Consider the following 16471-nt stretch of genomic DNA (forward strand, 5'->3'; position numbering starts at 1 on the left):
GCTCCGCTGTGCTCGCGGAGATCTGCCTACTATGGCCTGACTGTCATCCGCGACATCGGCGGACGACGATGCGAGGGGGGAAGTTCATGGCGCGTATCGCACGGTGGACGGCACTGGCCGCCGCCGCGTTGCTGGTGGCCGGCTGCAGCGGCTCGTCCGGGGACGACGGAGGGAACGACAAGAACGACGACGCGGGCAGGTCCCCGGGCGCGGCATCCTCCTCGGACACCGTGCCGGGGCTGCCCGCCTCGCTCACCTCGCAGAAGCTCGACTGGGACAAGTGCAAGGCCACCGAGACCGGCCCCGCGCCGGGCGGGGACTGGCGGTGTACGACGCTCAAGGTGCCGCTGGACTGGGCGAAGCCGGCGGGCGAGACCATCGGACTGGCCCTGATCCGCAGCGAGTCGAGCGGATCCTCGGACGACCGCATCGGCTCACTGCTGTTCAACTTCGGCGGCCCCGGCGGCTCGGGCGTCGACTATCTGCCGCCGTACGGGCCGACGTTCGCGAAGCTCCACGAGCGGTACGACCTGGTCAGCTGGGACCCGCGCGGTGTCGCGGCCAGTGAGGGCGTGCGCTGCCGCAGCGACAAAGAGGTCCAGGCGGCCGAAGCCGTCGACACCACCCCGGACACCTCCGCCGAGGAGACCGCGTTCCTCAAGGACGCCGCGGACTTCGGCAAGGGCTGCCAGAAGTCCGCGGGCAAGCTCCTCGGACATGTCTCGACGACCGACACGGCCCGGGACATGGACCTGATGCGGCATGTCCTCGGCGACCGGAAGATGCACTACTTCGGCATCTCGTACGGCACCGAACTGGGCGGCGTGTACGCCCACTTGTTCCCCAAGAACGCGGGGCGGCTGGTCCTGGACGCGGTCGTCGACCCGAGCGCCGGGACGGTGGGCCACGCGGAGAACCAGACCAGGGGTTTCCAGCGCGCGCTGGAGGACTACCTCGAATCCACGGGCCGGGACCCGAAGGAGGGCTCCCAGGAGATCGCGGCCCTGCTCAAGCGGATCGACTCGAAGCCGCTGGCGACCACGAGCGGCCGCGAGCTGACCCAGCAGCTCGCTCTCACCGGCATCATCTATCCGCTGTACAGCAAGTCGTCCTGGCCGGCTCTCACCAGCGCGCTCGCAGCGGCCGAGGACGGCGACGGAACGGAACTGCTCGCGCAGGCCGACGGCTACAACGACCGTGACGCCTCGGGCCACTACGGCACGACCACGCATTCCCAACGGGTCATATCGTGCTTGGACGACAAGGAGCGGCCGACGCCCGAGGAGGCGAAGAAGCGGCTCCCGGAGTTCAGGAAGATCTCGCCCGTGTTCGGGGACTCGATGGGCTGGGACACGGCCGGCTGGTGCCACGACTGGCCGGTGGCCGGGCAGTACGAGACACCGGAGGTGAGCGCGCCCGGCGCGGACCCCGTCCTGGTGGTGGGCAACACCGGCGACCCGGCGACGCCGTACGAGGGTGCGCGCAAGATGGCGGACGAGCTGGGCAAGGGCGTCGGTGTGCAGCTGACCTGGAAGGGCGAGGGACACGGGGCCTACGGGAACGGGAGCGACTGCGTCGACAGCACGGTGGACGACTACCTGCTGGACGGATCGGTACCGGACGACGGCAAGGTCTGCTCCTAGCCGACCCGGCCACCCCTGCCCGGGCGACGGGAAGGGGCCCGGCACACACGGTGCCGAGCCCCTCTCCGTACAGGGTCTGTCCCTGCGGGGTCCTGCTAGTAGATCGGCTTCTCCGGCTCGATCTGGTTGACCCAGCCGATCACACCGCCGCCCACGTGCACGGCGTCGGAGAATCCGGCCGACTTGAGGACCGCGAGGACCTCCGCGCTGCGGACACCGGTCTTGCAGTGCAGGACGATCTTCTTGTCCTGCGGCAGGGTCGCCAGGGCGGTGCCCATGAGGAACTCGTTCTTCGGGATCAGCTTGGCGCCGGGGATCGAGACGATCTCGTACTCGTTGATCTCGCGGACGTCGATGATCTCGATGTTCTCGCCGTCGTCGATCCACTCCTTGAGCTGCTTGGGAGTGATCGTCGAGCCGGCGGCCGCCTCCTGGGCCTCTTCGGAGACGACGCCGCAGAAGGCCTCGTAGTCGATGAGCTCGGTGACGGTCGGGTTCTCGCCGCAGACCGCGCAGTTCGGGTCCTTGCGGACCTTGACCTGGCGGTACTGCATCTCCAGGGCGTCGTAGATCATCAGGCGGCCGAGGAGCGGCTCGCCGATGCCCGCGAGGAGCTTGATGGCCTCGTTGACCTGGATGGAGCCGATGGACGCGCACAGCACGCCCAGGACACCGCCCTCGGCGCAGGAGGGGACCATGCCGGGGGGCGGGGGCTCCGGGTAGAGGCAGCGGTAGCATGGCCCGTGCTCGGACCAGAAGACGGAGGCCTGACCGTCGAAGCGGTAGATCGAGCCCCAGACGTACGGCTTGTTCAACAGCACGCACGCGTCGTTGACCAGGTAGCGGGTCGCGAAGTTGTCCGTGCCGTCGACGATCAGGTCGTACTGGCTGAAGATGTCCATCACGTTCTCGGCTTCGAGCCGCTCTTCGTGAAGGACCACGTTCACGTAGGGGTTGATGCCGAGCACGCTGTCGCGGGCCGACGCCGCCTTGGAGCGGCCGATGTCCGCCTGGCTGTGGATGATCTGGCGCTGCAGGTTCGACTCGTCGACCTCGTCGAACTCCACGATGCCGAGCGTGCCCACGCCCGCGGCGGCCAGGTACATCAGCGCCGGCGAGCCCAGGCCGCCGGCGCCCACACAGAGCACCTTGGCGTTCTTCAGCCGCTTCTGCCCGTCCATGCCCACGTCGGGGATGATCAGGTGGCGGGAGTACCTGCGGACCTCGTCTACGGTGAGCTCAGCAGCTGGCTCGACCAGGGGTGGCAGCGACACGGGGACTCCGTTGGTCGGTCAATCACTACGGTTGTTCTCCCCGTAACACTGCCACGCCCTTCTTCATTCCGAGACACCCGTTCCGATCCGCGAGACGAGTTCGTCCCAGTAGCCGGGCAGGCTCTCCCAGGGGCCGGCCGAACCTCCGCGGTCCGTGCGGTCCGTGAAGTAGATCGTCGAGGCTCCCTGCCAGCGGGCGATGCGCAGAGCCTCGTCGAGATGGCCTCGGGGCATGCCGTGGACGAAGTGGCAGAAGCGCTCCGGCGGGTATTCGGCGGTCCACTCCGCCACCTGCGACCAGCGGTAGTCGCTCCAGGGCCCGGAGAAGGTCACCAGCTGGTCGGCGGTCTCGGCGTAGCCGGGATACGGGTGGGTGCCGTGGCCGAGGACGATGTGGCCGTCGCCGAGGAGCGCCCGCAGGGTGTCGCTGGTGCGCCGGACCTCCGGGAGGGCTGTCCGCTCCGTGGGACAGCGGTCCAGGAGGAAGCCGTCGACCTGATACCAGTCGAGATAGCGGTGTGCCTCGGAGACGACTTCGCCGAAGGCGCGGGCGCCGTAGGTCACGTCCAGGTGGCCGAGTACGCGGACGCCCGCGTTGCGCAGGCGTCCGGCGGCCTCCAGGCAGTGGGGGTCGGGGCGGGCGCCGGGGCCGTCGGAGACGTTCAGGACGACCCAGTGCAAGGGGGTCCCGGGGCGGGTGAGGCCGCCCCATTCGACCGGGGCGACCAGCGGGTGCGCATAGCCGGGGACGCCGAAGCCGATCCTCAGGTCCGTGCTCGCGGTGCCCGTCGGCGTGCTGGTCAGATACGGCATGCGGCCTCCATCCAGATGTCGGCGAGGGATTCCTCAAGGTTGATCCGGGGCCGCCAGCCGAGCCGGTCGCGTGCGGTGCGCACGTCGGCCTGCTGCCAGCTGCCGCAGCCGTCCGGGTAGGGGTACGCGGCGGGGGCCGTGTGCTCTGTTTCGGAACGGGGGTGACCGATGGATGGCCGGGCGGGGCCGGGAACTCCGTCGAGTTCGTGGAGGGCTCCCCCGTAGCCGGCGACGCGTGCGAGGACGGAGGCGGCGTCGCGCAGACGTACGGCACGACCGGATCCGATGTTGATGACGCCCTGCGCGGCGGAGAGGGAGGCGGCATGGACGGCACGGGCTACGTCGCGTACGTCGATGAAGTCGCGTTGGACACCGAGGCCGGCGAGTTTGAGGTCGCCGTCGCCGGACTGCATGGCGCGGCGCATCGCTTCGGCGAGCCGGCCGAGCGGGGAGCCCGCCGGGGTGCCGGGCCCGCACGGCGAGAACACCCGCAGGACGACGGCGTCCAGGCCGGAGCCGAGGACCAGTTCGGTGGCGGCGAGCTTGCTCACGCCGTAGGGGCCGCCGGGGCGGGGCACCGCGTCCTCGGCCGTGGAGGATCCGGGCTGGCTGGGCCCGTACTCCGCGCCGCAGCCGATCTGTACGAGGCGTGCACCGCACCCGCTGCGGCGCAGTGCCTCACAGACGGTGGCGACGGCGACGGTGTTGTGCCGGGTGAGCTCGCGGGCGCCGCCACGGGTGGTACCGGCGCAGTTGACGACGACCCCGGGGTGCACCGCGTCGAGGAAGCGGGTGAGCGCTCCCGGGCTGCCACTGGCGAGGTCGAAGCGCACGTCCGCGTCGTCGCCCCGGCCGAGCGCGGTGAGCTGCACGGCCGGGTCGGCGAGGAGACGGTCGGCGACGAATCGGCCGAGGTATCCGTTGGCTCCGATCAGCAGCACCCTCATCGGGCGGCTCCCGGGGCGGACTCTCCGATGCGGAGGGTGATCATCTTGCGTTCTCCTTCAGGGTGGTGCCATGGGTCGTACGGAAGGCCCGCGGTGTCGGCCCCGCGGGAAGGGGGGTGCTCGGCGCGGGGATCCATCACGAATCCTGGAGCCGAGAGTCGGTGGCGGGTCACGGCGTGTCCCCGTGCGCCGCGTGGGCGGAGGCCCGGGTGAGGGTCCTGGTCGCGTGGATCAGGAGGACGAGCGCCGCGGCCCCGCACGCGAGAGCCGGGATCGCGCCCGCTCCCCAGGCGTCGGCCACGGTCTCGACGGGCACGGCCAGCGCCTCGCAGCCGGGAAGGCGGCTTCCGAAGACGCTCAGGAGGGCCAGCGCCTCGGCCACGCCCGCGGCCGCGAGCATGACGGCGGGGGCGTGCCTGAATCCGTGCACGGTGAGAAGCCGGGCGAGCAGGAGGAGCGCGCCGAGGGCCCCGGCCCCGGCGTAGGCGGCGGACTCGTCCAGTACCGCCCCGCTCAGGGCGAGCAGGCCGCCGAGGACGCAGAGGAACAGGACGAAGACGCCCAGGAGCAGGGGTTTCACGGAGGACGCGAACTCCTCCAGGGCGCGGCTGGTGACGAGGCGGCGGCGCGCACGCACCGTGAAGAGGTGCGCGCACCAGGCCGCCGGGGCGCAGGCCGCGCTCAGGGCCAGGACGGACGCGAGGGCGATCGGCCAGGAGCTGCCGGGGCTGCCGGTGGGCGGTCCGTCGGGGCCGCCCTCGATGGCGGCGGCGAGCAGGCCGTCGCCGAGGAGGGCGTAGGCGACGAGCCAGTAGGTCCACGCGCGGGTGGACGGCGTCGGGGACCACGGCCGCGTGGCGTGCAGGGGGCCGCGGCTGCGGGCCGCGCGTACGGCGAGGGCCACGGCGAGTACGCCGACGACGGTCACCGCGAGGCGCGGCCGGCCCTCGGTGTAGCGCAGTCCGGTCACGACAGCCGCGCACAGGGCGCCCGGCAGCAGGGTGAGTACGGCCCAGTCGGCGTGCGCCTTCGGGGTGTCGGGTGTCTCGGGCCGGGGTGCCGTGTCGCCGGCGCGGGGCACTCGCGCGTACATCTCCTCCGCGAGGGAGAAGACGTCCCGGTGCCGGAAGTGGGTGGCGGTCCGGTCGGTCACACCGTGCGCCTCCAGGGCCGCCGCGATCTCCAGCGGGTCCACCGCGCGCTCGCACAGTTGCCGGTGGCGGTGCATCAGGGCCTTCACCGGGTCGGCGTCGCCGCGGGGGGCGGAGGGCGTGCGGTCGGCGACGTCAGGCTCGCCGAGCTGTCCGTCGGCCTGGTCGTGAACCGGGCCGAGGGCAGCGACCGCGTCCACCGGACCGGGAGCCTGCCGGTCGGAGATCCGCCGACCGAGGTGCTGCTGGTCGACGGTCTGCTGGTCGGCGTCCGGCCACGCGGGAACCTTCGGCTCGGGAACCGGCCGGTCGGAGACGTGCGCCTCGGGAACCGGCCGGTCGGAGACGTGCGGCTCGGGAACCGACCGGTCGGAAGCCTGCTCGTCCGCAGCCGGAGGGGACGCCTCCGGCGTGACGGTCACGGCGTCCCACGCCAGCCGGGCGTACGTGGCCGTCGAGGACCCCTGCCTCGGTCCCGGCCGGGACCCGTGCTGGGCCGGGTCCTTCGCCCAGCTGGGCCGTGGGACCGTCGGTCCCGGTTCGCCCGGGGGGCGTGCGTCCGCGATTCTCGACTCGCCCAGCTGGACGTCGACCACACGGGTCTCGCCGGGCTGGATGTCCACCACCTTGATCTCGCCCACCTCGGCGTTCATGCCCCGCACGTCCCCGAGGTCTCCCGACCGCCCGGCCTCCGTGTCCTCGGTGGGGCCGCCGGAGGTCCGGTCCGCCGCTTTGATCCGTCGCGCGCTCACCGCGCCCCCTCCCCCGCGGGTACGGGCTCGCCCGGAGCGCTTCCCAGCGGGACACCCCGTACCGGCGGTCCCGCCGCCCAGCCCGGGCCCGGTCTCCCGGCCGCCGGCCGCGCCTCCGGTTCCGGCCACCGGCCCGGCACCTGTGCCTCGACGGGTATGGCGAACGGAAGGGGCTCGCCCGAGGCGTCGACCACGTCCCGCCGGACCGGGCAATGCGAGACGATATCGAGGTAAATGCCGTGAAATGCCATGATGTTCTGCTCGACGGTGAAGAGTTCGAGGGCCCGGGCGCGGGCCGCGGCACCGAGGCGCGACCGGCGTTCCGGATCGCGCAGCAGGGCGACGCAGGCCTCGGCGAGCGCCCGCGGGTTGCGCGGCGGAACGACGAGCCCCGTACCGCCGATGACCTCGACGACCGCGCCGACGTCCGTGGAGACCGTGGCGCGGCCGGCGAACATCGCTTCGACGAGGCTGATGGGGAAGCCCTCGACGACGCTGGACAGGACGACGAGGGCGCCTGCCGCATAGGCCTCGGGGAGGGTCGGTACGTCGGGTCCGCCGATCTCCTCGAAGGAGACCGGGTTGTCGCCGACGGCGTGCACGCGCTCGGCCTCGTCGGGGAAGAGTTGCGAGGCCAGCGCCTTGCAGTGCGCCAGATGGGTCGCGCCCTCCGGGCCGTCCGCGGGTGCGCCGACGATCCGCAGCCGCGCCTTCGGCTCCTCCTTGCGGATCTCCGCGAAGGCGTTCAGCAGCGAGGCCAGATCCTTGGCGGGCTCGATGCGTCCGACCCACACGAGGGTGTACGGGTCGGCGTGTTCGGCGCTCTCGCCCACCTCCGAGAAGCGGGACGCCTCCATGCCGGGGTAGACGGTACGGATTTTGGTCCGGTCGGCGCCGCAGCGCTCCTGCCAGCGGCGGGCGTGCGTGTTGCCGGGCGTGATGACCGTGGCCTGCCGGTAGGCCTCCGCGGCGAGCCGGCCGTGGAACGCCGCGAGCAGGGCCCGCGCCGGCGCCGACGCGGCGTGCCCCCGAAGATCCTCGCGGGGGCCCAGGTAGTGCGCCCGCAGCTGTACTCCGTACTCCGTGACCAGCAGGGGTACGCCCGAGAAGTGGCGGGCGAGCAGTCCCGGCAGGGCCGCGGCGCCGCCGGACGTGGCGTGGCACAGGTCGACCGAGCCGAGCCCGTCGTCGCCGTACCAGTCGAGGGAGAGGGGGCGCAGTGCGCGTTCCACCTGGGCGGCGACGGTGAGCAGGTCCGGCACGCGGGCAGTGCGCGCGGCGCGCAGTGCGCCGGGCGCGCGGCAGGCGCGTTCGAGGGCGCACACCGCCGCCTCGGAGCGCAGGGCGCCGACCATGCCGCCCTCGTCGCGGGCCAGTTCGGCGAGCCCGTACAGCGCGCTGCCGAAACGGTCCGCCGCACCGGCCGAGGCGCCCTCGCCCCGACCCCCGGCGTGACCATCGGCCCCGGCGTGACCATCGGCTCCGGCGAAACCCCCGGACGCCGTATCGGACATCACACCGGACACCACGCCGGGCAGGGCACCCGACACCGCATCGGGCGCGGCGCCGCCGAGGGCGTCCGGCGCGCACATGGCCGCCGCCAACTCCGCGTAGCACTCGGCGAATCGGCGCCGGGCCCGTCGCCCGTAGGCCACGCCGTCGTCGTTCGCCGTCCAGAGCGGGGCGGTGCGCACCCGGCTCACCTGGGAGGGGAGCTGGATCCAGCCCTCGTCCTCCTGCTGCTCACTGCGGCTCAGCGCGTAGATGTCGAACTCGTGCTGTCCGAGCCCGCGCACGAGCCGGTCGCACCAGAGCCTGGCCTCACCGCTCACATACGGATAGCCACCCTCCGTAAGCAGTCCTATGCGCACGACCGCACTCCCGATCTCCCGTATGGGGAGCCGCCGTTGACCCGGCGGCTCGCAGCGGGAAGAACGTATGCGGACATGGCGGTGGTGCGATGGAGGGTTGTCCATCGCACCACCAAAAGGGGTGAACGGTCGTAACTTTCCCGTGCGGGTCGCGTTCCGTCGCGCTAAGAGATCAACCGAACACGTTTCGTCATACGGCGGCCAGTTGTTGGCGGGCGGCTCGACGGGTCGCGCGACGGGCGGCCGCGACCGCCGGATCGAGCGCGGGGACGGCGGCGAGGAGCTGCCGTGTGTACGGGTCCCGCGGCGACTCGTAGACCTCGTCGACGGGTCCGTACTCGACGATCCGGCCGCCGCGCATCACCGCCACCCGGTCGCTGACCTGGCGTACGACGGCGAGGTCGTGGGCCACGAAGACCAGGGCGAGGCCGAGTTCCCGCCGCAGTTCGCCGAGCAGGGCGACCACCTGGGCCTGGGTGGTGACGTCCAGTGCGGAGACCGGTTCGTCGCACACGATGACCCTCGGGTCGGCCGCCAGAGCACGTGCGATGCCGACGCGTTGGCGCTGGCCGCCGCTGAACTCGTGCGGGTAGCGGTCGTAGTGCGCCCCTTCGAGCCCCACGCGCTCCAACAGCTCCCGTACGCGTCCCCGCACGCCCCCTTCGTCCCGCTCGCCCCGCGCCCGAAGAGGGTCGGCGATCGACTCGCCCACGCTGCGGCGGGGGTTGAGGGAGGAGACGGGGTCCTGGAAGACCATCTGCACATCGGGGCGTACCCCGCCGCCGGGGGTGATGCGCCCCGCCGTCGGTTCCAGCAGGCCGACCAGCATGCGGCCCAGCGTCGTCTTGCCGCTGCCGCTCTCGCCCACGATGCCGAGCGTCTCGCCCCGGCGGACCGTGAGCGACACGTCGTCGACGGCCGCGAACGCCCGCTTCCCGCGCCCGAACTCGCGCCGCAGCCCGACCGCTTCCAGCACGACCTCGTCCGCCGCCGCGCCGGACGTCACGCTCGCCGCCACGCCGGACGTCACGCTCGCCGCCGCGCCGACCGCCGCACCGGTCTCCACACCGCCTGGCGCGTCCCCCCTCGACGCCGACGCGTCCACCCTTGGCGCATCCACCCTCGGGACCGCGCCCAGCAGTTCGCGTGTGTAGGGCTGCGCCGGCGCGCCGAGGACCGTGGCGACGGGGCCGTGTTCGACCACGCGTCCGTGCCGCATGACCAGGATCTCGTCGACGCTCCCGGCGGCGACGCCCACGTCGTGCGTGACGAGCAGGAGCCCCATTCCGGTCTCCTCCCGCAACGTGTGGAGCAGGTCGAGGATCTGGGCCTGGACGGTCACGTCGAGCGCGGTGGTCGGCTCGTCGGCGATCAGCAGATCGGGCTCGCAGGCCAGCGCCATCGCGATGAGGGCACGCTGGCGCATCCCGCCGCTGAACTCGTGCGGGCGCGAACGGGAGCGCCGGACCGCGTCCGGGATCCCGACACGGTCCAGCACCTCCACGGCACGCGCGCGGGCAGCCCGCCGCGAGGCACGCGTGTGCACGCGGTACACCTCGGCGATCTGGTCCCCGATCGCGTAGTACGGGTCGAGGGACGACAGCGGGTCCTGGAAGACCATTGCGGCCCGCGCGCCGCGCAGCCGCCGCAGTTCGTCGTCCGACGCCCGCTGTACGTCGATCCCGGCGACCTCGACCGAACCGCCGACGTACGCGCCCGTGCCCCGGTGCAGTCCCAGCAGGGCCGAGGCGACCGTGGACTTGCCCGAGCCGGACTCGCCGACCAGCGCGAGCGCGGCGCCCCGCGCCAGCCGGAAGGAGAGCCCGTCGACGGCCCGCAGTTCGCCGAACCCGACGGTGAGATCGCTCACTTCGACCAGGCTCACGCCCGCACCACCCGTACTACCCGCACCACTCATGCCACCCGCACCACCCGTGCCTCCCGTACTACCCGCACCACCCATGCCCCCCGCATCACCCGCACTCATGCCAGTACCACCCGTCGGTCGGCCACCGCGTAGAGCACGTCCGCGAGGGCGTTGGCGATGACGACGAAGAACCCGACGACCAGGACCATCCCGACCACGACGGGGAGGTCGACGACATCGACGGCGTGGACCAGTTCCCTTCCGATGCCGGGCAGCCCGAAGAGCGTCTCGGTGAGGACCGCGCCGCCGACGGCCGATCCGACGTTGTTGGCGTTCAGCGCGATGACCGGGGCGAACGCCCCGCGCAACGCGTGCCGCCAGATGACCGACCGCTCGCCGACGCCGTACGCGCGGAAGGTCCGGATGTGGTCCTCGGCCAGGGTCTCCAGCATCGACGACCTGGTCAGCCGGGCGAACGCCGCGGCCTCGATGAGCGCGAGGGAGAGCCAGGGCAGCAGCAGGTTCCACGCCCACTGTTCGGGGTCGTCGGTGAGGTTCACGTACTGCGGGAAGGGCAGCAGTTCCAGTTCGCCGCAGACGACGATCATCAGGACCAGGCCGATGACGAAGACGGGTGTGGCCACGCCCACGAGCGTGATGCCGGTCAGCACCCGCTCGGTGAGCCGTCCGCGCCGCCACGCCGAGAGCACGCCGGTGCCGACGCCGAGGATCAGCCAGATCACCATCGCACCGAACACGAGCGACAGGCTGACCGGCAGCTTCGTGAGGATCAGCTCGGTGACCTGCTGGTCGCTCTGGTACGACAGCCCGAGGCAGGGCGCCGGGCAGTGCTGCACCGCGGTGCCGGTCGAGTAGTCCTGGCCGGCGACGAGCCCTTCCAGGAAGTGCCAGTAGCGCACGTACAGCGGGTCGTCGAGGCGTAGTTGCTCGGAGACCTGCTGGACCTGGACGGGCGAGCAGCGCGGGCCGCAGGTGATCTGGGCGACGTTGCCGGGGGTGACGTAGAAGACGACGTAGATGATCACCGAGATGGCGAAGAGGGTGACCAGGACGCCGACGACCCGGCGCAGGACGAACCCCGTGAACCCACTCATGAGGCACCTCCCCGCCCCGACCCACCGGACACACCTGACACATCTGACACACCGGAGCCATCGGCCCCATCGGCCGCGGCAACCGCCCCAGCCACCCCAGCCCCCTCAACCGCCACAGCGGACCGCGTCACCTTCGCCTCCCGCCGCCGCCCCGTCCCGACCCGCAGCCGTGAGGCCGCGCGCGGGTCGAGGGCCGTGCGGACCCCGTCGCCGAGGACGGTCAGCGCGAGGACCGTCACGAAGAGCGCGCCCGCCGGCAGCAGCAGATACTGCGGCGCGGCCTGGTACCAGACGTCGGCGGCGGTGAGCATCTGCCCCCACGACGGTGTCGGCGGCTTCACGCCCACCCCCAGGAAGGACAGGGCCGCCTCGACGGTGATGTTCTGCGGGATGAGGATCGCCGCGTACGTGATGACGGGCGCCGCGAGCCCCGGCAGCAGCTCTCGCCGGGCGATCCGCCAGGTGCCCCAGCCGCTGAGCCGGGCGGCGGAGACGTAGTCCAGCCCCTTGAGGGTGAGCGTCTGCGCGCGGACGATCTTCGCGATGTTGCCCCAGGCGATCAGCCCGATGACGCCTGCGACGAGGACGGGCCGCGGGAATCCCGACGGCACGATCGCGAGCAACGCGAGGGACATGATCATCAGCGGCAGGGCGACGATGATGTCGGTGAACCGGCTCAGCAGCTGGTCGACCCAGCGGGTGCCGAGCGCGGCCGCGACTCCGACCACCACGCCGATGACGATCTGCGCGACGGTCGCGGCCAGCGCGACACCCAGTGAGACCCGGGCCCCGTACACGAGCCGTGCGAACAGGTCGCGGCCGGTCTGCGGCTCGACGCCGAGCCAGTGGTCGCCGCTCATGCCGCCGAACGATCCGACCGGCACACCGCCGCGCGCGGAATCGATCAGATCCGGGTGGTACGTGGTCGGATCCTGACCCTCGATCGCGGTGAGCAGCGGTGCGGCGAGCGCGACCAGGACGAGCAGGGCGACGACGGCCGCCGCCGCGAGGGCGGCGCGCTGTGCGCGCAGCCGCCGCCAGAACTGACGAGCCCCCGAGGCCCCCGGCGCGACGGAGAGGTCCGCCGCGCCGGGGGCCTGGGAGGCGACGAGTACGTCGCTCACGGCGCTACTTCACCGAGACCTGCGAGATGTCCAGCACCCCGGTCCAGTCGCTGATCACGATGTTCTTGATGTCCTTGCCGTACAGGCGCTTGTAGACCGGGTGGAACAGCGGCACGGTCAGCGCCTGCTCGCCGATCTTCTTGTCGAGGGCGCCCCAGCGGGTGGCGGCCTCGTCGAGGTCGGTCAGCTTGTTGATCGCGTCGATCTCGGCGTTGACCGACTTGTCGTCGAGGAAGCCGGTGTTGAAGTTGGCGCCGTCCTTGACGATCTGGCGGCCGTCGAAGATCGGGGCCAGGAAGGGCCCGCCCGAGGGCCAGTCGGCACCCCAGTGCGCGAGGAAGAAGCCGGGCTCGGTCTTCGCGCTGTGGATCTTGTCGCTGTAGTCGTTGTCCTCCAGGCCCTGGAGCTTGACGGTGATCCCGGCCTTCTTCAGGGCGTCCTGGATCGCGGTCGCTATCTCGGGGCTGGTCTCGAAGTCCTTGGCGTTGGAATGGGTGAGGGTCACGGTCAGGCCCTTCGCGTGCCCGGCCTCCTTCAGCAGCTCCTTCGCCTTGGCCGCGTTGCCTGACTTGCCGGCCGGGAAGTGGTCGTAGGCGGTGTAGCCGAAGGACTTCTGGTTCGGCAGGTACGTCGTCGCGGCCTCGGCCAGCGAGGAGCCGCCCGCCGCGTTGATCACGGAGGTGCGGTCGATGGCGTACGAGATCGCCTGGCGCACCTTCGGGTCGTCGAACGGCTTCACCTTCGGGTTGAAGGCGATGTAGTTCGTGTAGCCGAAGTGCCCGGTGCCGACCCGCGCGGCCAGTTCCTTGTCACCGCTGACCTTGGCGAGTTCGGCGGGTCCGAGGTTCGTGTCGGTGGTCACGGCGGCGGCGTCCGCGCCCTGCGAGGAGGACAGCCGCTGGTTGATGACGGACGAGTCGAGCCCGGAGCGTACGTCGATCCTGTCGGGGTAGGCCTTGCGCTCGGCGTCCGTCGAGGCGGACCAGTGCGTATTGCGCTCCAGGGTCAGCCGCTCGCCGTCGTTCTCGTTCTTGACGACCTTGTACGGACCGGACGAGACCGGGTGCTCCTCGTACTTCGTACCGGTGTCCTTGGCCTTCGGGACGGGCGCGAACTGCGTCTGCGTGGCGAGGTACGGGAACTCGCCCTCGGGCTTGTTCAGATGGAAGACGATGGTCTGCTCGTCGGGCGTCTCGATGGAGTCGAGGCCCTTCTTGTCCTTGTAGGGCCCCTGGTAGTCGGCGCCGCCGATCAGCCAGTCCCGCAGGTAGGGCGCACCGCCGGAGAGTTCGGCCGCGAAGGACCGCTCGATGCCGTACTTGATGTCGGCCGAGGTGATCGCGCTGCCGTCCTCGTACGTGAGGCCCTTCTTCAGCGTGTACGTCCACACAGTCGCGTTCTTGCTGGGGCGGCCGGTGTCCGTGGCGAGGTCGGGGACGACCTTGGCGCCCTCGGCCCCGTCCTCGCGGTTGCGCGTGGTGAGCGTACGGAAGACGAGCGAGGGGACGTTTCCGCCGCCGGAGGTGTAGAGCCGGGCGGGGTCGAAGTCCTGCTGCGGGTTGGAGTTCAGGACCGTGAGGGTGCCGCCCTTGGCCGGCTTCGCGTCCGCGCCGCCGGACGTGGCCTTGGCATCGTTGTCCTCCGGCCCGCAGGCGACTGCACCCGCTGCCACGGCGAGGCTGACGGATACGGCGGCCAGACGGCGCGCTGTGACGGACGATTGACGCATGGGAGGAAACCCCTCGGAGAATTCGGCGAACACCGCGCGCGAACAGGGCACGGCGTGAGGAAGTAATCGCGGAATCGCCCCGAGGGCACGCTGGCACAAGAGCACGAGGGCGCTCTGGAAAACACCCGGCACCGTGATTCCGGTGCCGGTGAAAGAGCGGGAGAACGCCGACGCGCGCCAGGGGCGAGGGTCAGCGACAGTGAATGTCGGCCACGCAGAGCGCGGTCACGCCGAACAGCGCCAGCTCAAGGGCTGCGCGTGCGGAGATGTGACGAGGCGACATGCGAGAAAATATGAACGAACTTTTCCCGCCTGTCAATGTGAGCCGTCCGTCCCCCGACCGCTCCCGCGGCGCGCCCGCTCAACTCGACGGGAAGGGCCACGGGTTGGGCCGGCACTTGATCCCGTCGTGGTTCAGGAACTTGGTCTGCTGCTGCATGACGGGGGCGAGCCCGCCGTCGACACTGCAGCTCACATGCCCGTACCCGAGCCGGTGCCCCACCTCGTGGTTGATCAGCATCTGCCGGTACGAGTACATCTTGTCCCCGTACGTCTCGGAGCCCTGGGCCCACCGATATGCGTTGATCATCACGCGGTCGGTGGCGGCCGAGTCGCAGGAGACATTGTCCTCGGTGGTGTCGAGACCCGACTTGGCGCACCAGAACGCGGTGGTGCCGGGACTCGCGAGCGTGATGACGAAGTCGGGCTTTCCGGAAGAAATCCGCTCGAAGGTGCGGCCGCCGCCGTGCGCCCAACTCCGCTTGTCGTTGAGGGTTTTCTGCACGGCCTGTGCGAAGAGCTTTCCGTCGAGTCCGAGGGATTTCTCCACGTCGACGCGGTAGGTGAATTTCTGTCCCGTACCCGGCGCCTTGTCGAAGCCGGTGACCGCGTCGAATTTCCCGCCGCCCTTGAGTTCGGCCTCCAGGGGGTATTTCGCCGCCATCTGCTGGGCGTACGACAGCGTCGTCACCGCGCGCGGTGACGTGGAGGGCGCGGGCCGCTTGTCGGTGCGCGACGCGGAGTCCTTGGCCTCCCGGTCGGCGCCGGCCGCCTGCGAGCCCGCGGAGTCCTCCTTGCCGCCGTCGGCGACCTGGCCCGCCACGACGACGGCCAGCACGGTGGTGACGGCCGCGGCCGCGATGCCGGTGAAGGCCCGGCCCTTGCCGCCCTTGGTCCTGTCCGGCCGGGTGTCCGGCGTCCGCGGCCCCCGGGGCGACGACGTCTTGTGCTCGGCCTCCTCGTCCGGGTCGGTGACCGGGGCGAAGGGGTCCGCGCGCAGCGCCGCCCCCGCGGGTGTGGCGGCACGCGGTGCGAACCGGTCGTCCTCACCACCCCCGCCGCTCCCGCCGCCCCCGTCGAACGCGTCGACGTAGGCCTGGCGCGGGCCGCCCGCTCCCGCCGTGCCCGGCGCGTACCGCTGCCCGGGGATCGGCACTCCCGGGCGGTCGCGCGGCGCGCCCTGGCCCGGACCGCGCGGCGGCCCCTGCGGAGACGCCTGCGTCACGCCGACGCCGACGCCGTACCCGGACCCGGCGGCCGTCCTCGCCGTGCCCCAGCCGCCGCCCGCCTCACGCTGCTCGGGGTGACCGCCGCGGACACGGGGCACGCCGTGGGCCGGGGTGCCGTCGGCGTCGAGCGGCGCACCCTGCGCCGGACCGCCACCGGGCGACCCACCGGGCGACCGCTGAAAGCCATGGGCCGGGGTCCCGTCCTGAAGGCGCGGGAACCCGTGCGCCGGAGTGCCGTCCGGCAGCCGGGGAAATCCATGGGCGGGGGTGCCGTCGGGGAGCCGCGGAAAACCGTGGGCCGGAGTGCCGTCCTGGAGACGGGGGAATCCGTGTGCCGGAGTGCCGTCGGGCAGGTGCGGGAATCCATGGGCGGGCGTTCCGTCGGGAAGACGCGGGCCTCCGCCCGGCTGCGCGCCGCCCCGGTACTGGCCCGCGGACGGGCCTCCCTGTCCGGGCACACTTCCCGGCCCTTGCGGAACCCATCCTTCAGGCAGCCGGGGCACCCCCCGAGCAGGTGTCCCGTGGGCCGGCGGGACCGGCGGTGTCGCGGACTGCGGTCCGCCCGGGGGCCGTCGGCGCGCCGCCGCCTCCGAGGTGGTCCCCGTCTGCGGCCGGGCAGCCCGAGCAGCGGGAGGGTCGGCGGTCTCGCCCTTGGGGGCGGGCCCGCGCCGGCTGTG

Annotated in this window: 12 protein-coding genes; 1 reads left to right on the forward strand and 11 read right to left on the reverse strand. The window is 71.9% G+C overall.

What is annotated here, in order from left to right; translation table 11 throughout:
* Positions 1-86 precede the first annotated feature (86 nt).
* A complete protein-coding gene (locus tag J8N05_RS00170) occupies positions 87-1643 on the forward strand; it encodes an alpha/beta hydrolase (protein WP_210880472.1) in 1557 nt (518 codons plus the stop codon).
* A gap of 95 nt (positions 1644-1738) precedes the next feature.
* Here J8N05_RS00170 and moeZ read toward each other — a convergent pair whose 3' ends face one another.
* The 11 genes from moeZ to J8N05_RS00220 all read right to left on the reverse strand — a co-directional run bounded on the left by moeZ (position 1739) and on the right by J8N05_RS00220 (position 16252).
* Positions 1739-2917, reverse strand: a complete 1179-nt coding sequence (gene moeZ, locus J8N05_RS00175; RefSeq protein WP_189769161.1) for an adenylyltransferase/sulfurtransferase MoeZ — start codon at positions 2915-2917, stop codon at positions 1739-1741.
* A gap of 63 nt (positions 2918-2980) precedes the next feature.
* Positions 2981-3730, reverse strand: a complete 750-nt coding sequence (locus tag J8N05_RS00180; RefSeq protein WP_210880473.1) for a spherulation-specific family 4 protein — start codon at positions 3728-3730, stop codon at positions 2981-2983.
* Complete coding sequence (locus J8N05_RS00185; RefSeq protein ID WP_210880474.1) at positions 3718-4677, reverse strand: NAD-dependent epimerase/dehydratase family protein; 960 nt, start codon at positions 4675-4677, stop codon at positions 3718-3720. Before J8N05_RS00185 ends, J8N05_RS00180 begins: the two co-directional genes overlap by 13 nt.
* Positions 4678-4846: 169 nt before the next feature.
* The gene (locus J8N05_RS00190; protein WP_407699877.1) at positions 4847-6580 is read right to left on the reverse strand and encodes a hypothetical protein; all 1734 of its coding nucleotides are present in this window, start codon (positions 6578-6580) and stop codon (positions 4847-4849) included.
* Positions 6577-8451 (reverse strand): DUF3492 domain-containing protein, encoded by a 1875-nt coding sequence (locus J8N05_RS00195; protein WP_247706080.1) that lies wholly within the window; start codon positions 8449-8451, stop codon positions 6577-6579. The genes J8N05_RS00190 and J8N05_RS00195 overlap by 4 nt, the downstream gene beginning before the upstream one ends.
* 190 nt (positions 8452-8641) lie before the next feature.
* Complete coding sequence (locus J8N05_RS00200) at positions 8642-10369, reverse strand: dipeptide ABC transporter ATP-binding protein (protein ID WP_407699878.1); 1728 nt, start codon at positions 10367-10369, stop codon at positions 8642-8644.
* Between the two features lie 65 nt (positions 10370-10434).
* The gene (locus J8N05_RS00205) at positions 10435-11433 is read right to left on the reverse strand and encodes an ABC transporter permease (RefSeq protein ID WP_210880477.1); all 999 of its coding nucleotides are present in this window, start codon (positions 11431-11433) and stop codon (positions 10435-10437) included.
* Entirely contained in the window at positions 11430-12557 is a 1128-nt protein-coding gene (locus tag J8N05_RS00210; RefSeq protein WP_247706081.1) for an ABC transporter permease, read from the reverse strand. The genes J8N05_RS00205 and J8N05_RS00210 overlap by 4 nt, the downstream gene beginning before the upstream one ends.
* 4 nt (positions 12558-12561) lie before the next feature.
* Entirely contained in the window at positions 12562-14286 is a 1725-nt protein-coding gene (locus tag J8N05_RS00215; protein ID WP_210880478.1) for an ABC transporter substrate-binding protein, read from the reverse strand.
* Positions 14287-14476: 190 nt separating this feature from the next.
* Positions 14477-14569, reverse strand: coding sequence for an Ms4533A family Cys-rich leader peptide (locus J8N05_RS48085; RefSeq protein WP_318658070.1), 93 nt, complete (start codon positions 14567-14569; stop codon positions 14477-14479).
* Between the two features lie 78 nt (positions 14570-14647).
* Positions 14648-16252 carry a DUF3152 domain-containing protein gene (locus J8N05_RS00220; protein WP_456339968.1) on the reverse strand — a complete coding sequence of 535 codons (1605 nt, stop codon included), beginning with the start codon at positions 16250-16252 and terminating at the stop codon, positions 14648-14650.
* Between the last annotated feature and the right edge of the window lie 219 nt (positions 16253-16471).

Source organism: Streptomyces liliiviolaceus (genome assembly GCF_018070025.1).
GTDB classification, from domain to species: Bacteria; Actinomycetota; Actinomycetes; order Streptomycetales; family Streptomycetaceae; genus Streptomyces; species Streptomyces liliiviolaceus.

Coding starts and splice junctions, on each gene's coding strand:
- J8N05_RS00170 (WP_210880472.1), top strand. CDS start 87: ATGGCGCGTATCGCACGGTGGACGGCACTGGCCGCCGCCGCGTTGCTG.
- J8N05_RS00180 (WP_210880473.1), bottom strand. CDS start 3,730: ATGCCGTATCTGACCAGCACGCCGACGGGCACCGCGAGCACGGACCTG.
- J8N05_RS00185 (WP_210880474.1), bottom strand. CDS start 4,677: ATGAGGGTGCTGCTGATCGGAGCCAACGGATACCTCGGCCGATTCGTC.
- J8N05_RS00200 (WP_407699878.1), bottom strand. CDS start 10,369: ATGAGTGGTGCGGGTAGTACGGGTGGTGCGGGCGTGAGCCTGGTCGAA.
- J8N05_RS00205 (WP_210880477.1), bottom strand. CDS start 11,433: ATGAGTGGGTTCACGGGGTTCGTCCTGCGCCGGGTCGTCGGCGTCCTG.
- J8N05_RS00215 (WP_210880478.1), bottom strand. CDS start 14,286: ATGCGTCAATCGTCCGTCACAGCGCGCCGTCTGGCCGCCGTATCCGTC.
- J8N05_RS48085 (WP_318658070.1), bottom strand. CDS start 14,569: ATGTCGCCTCGTCACATCTCCGCACGCGCAGCCCTTGAGCTGGCGCTG.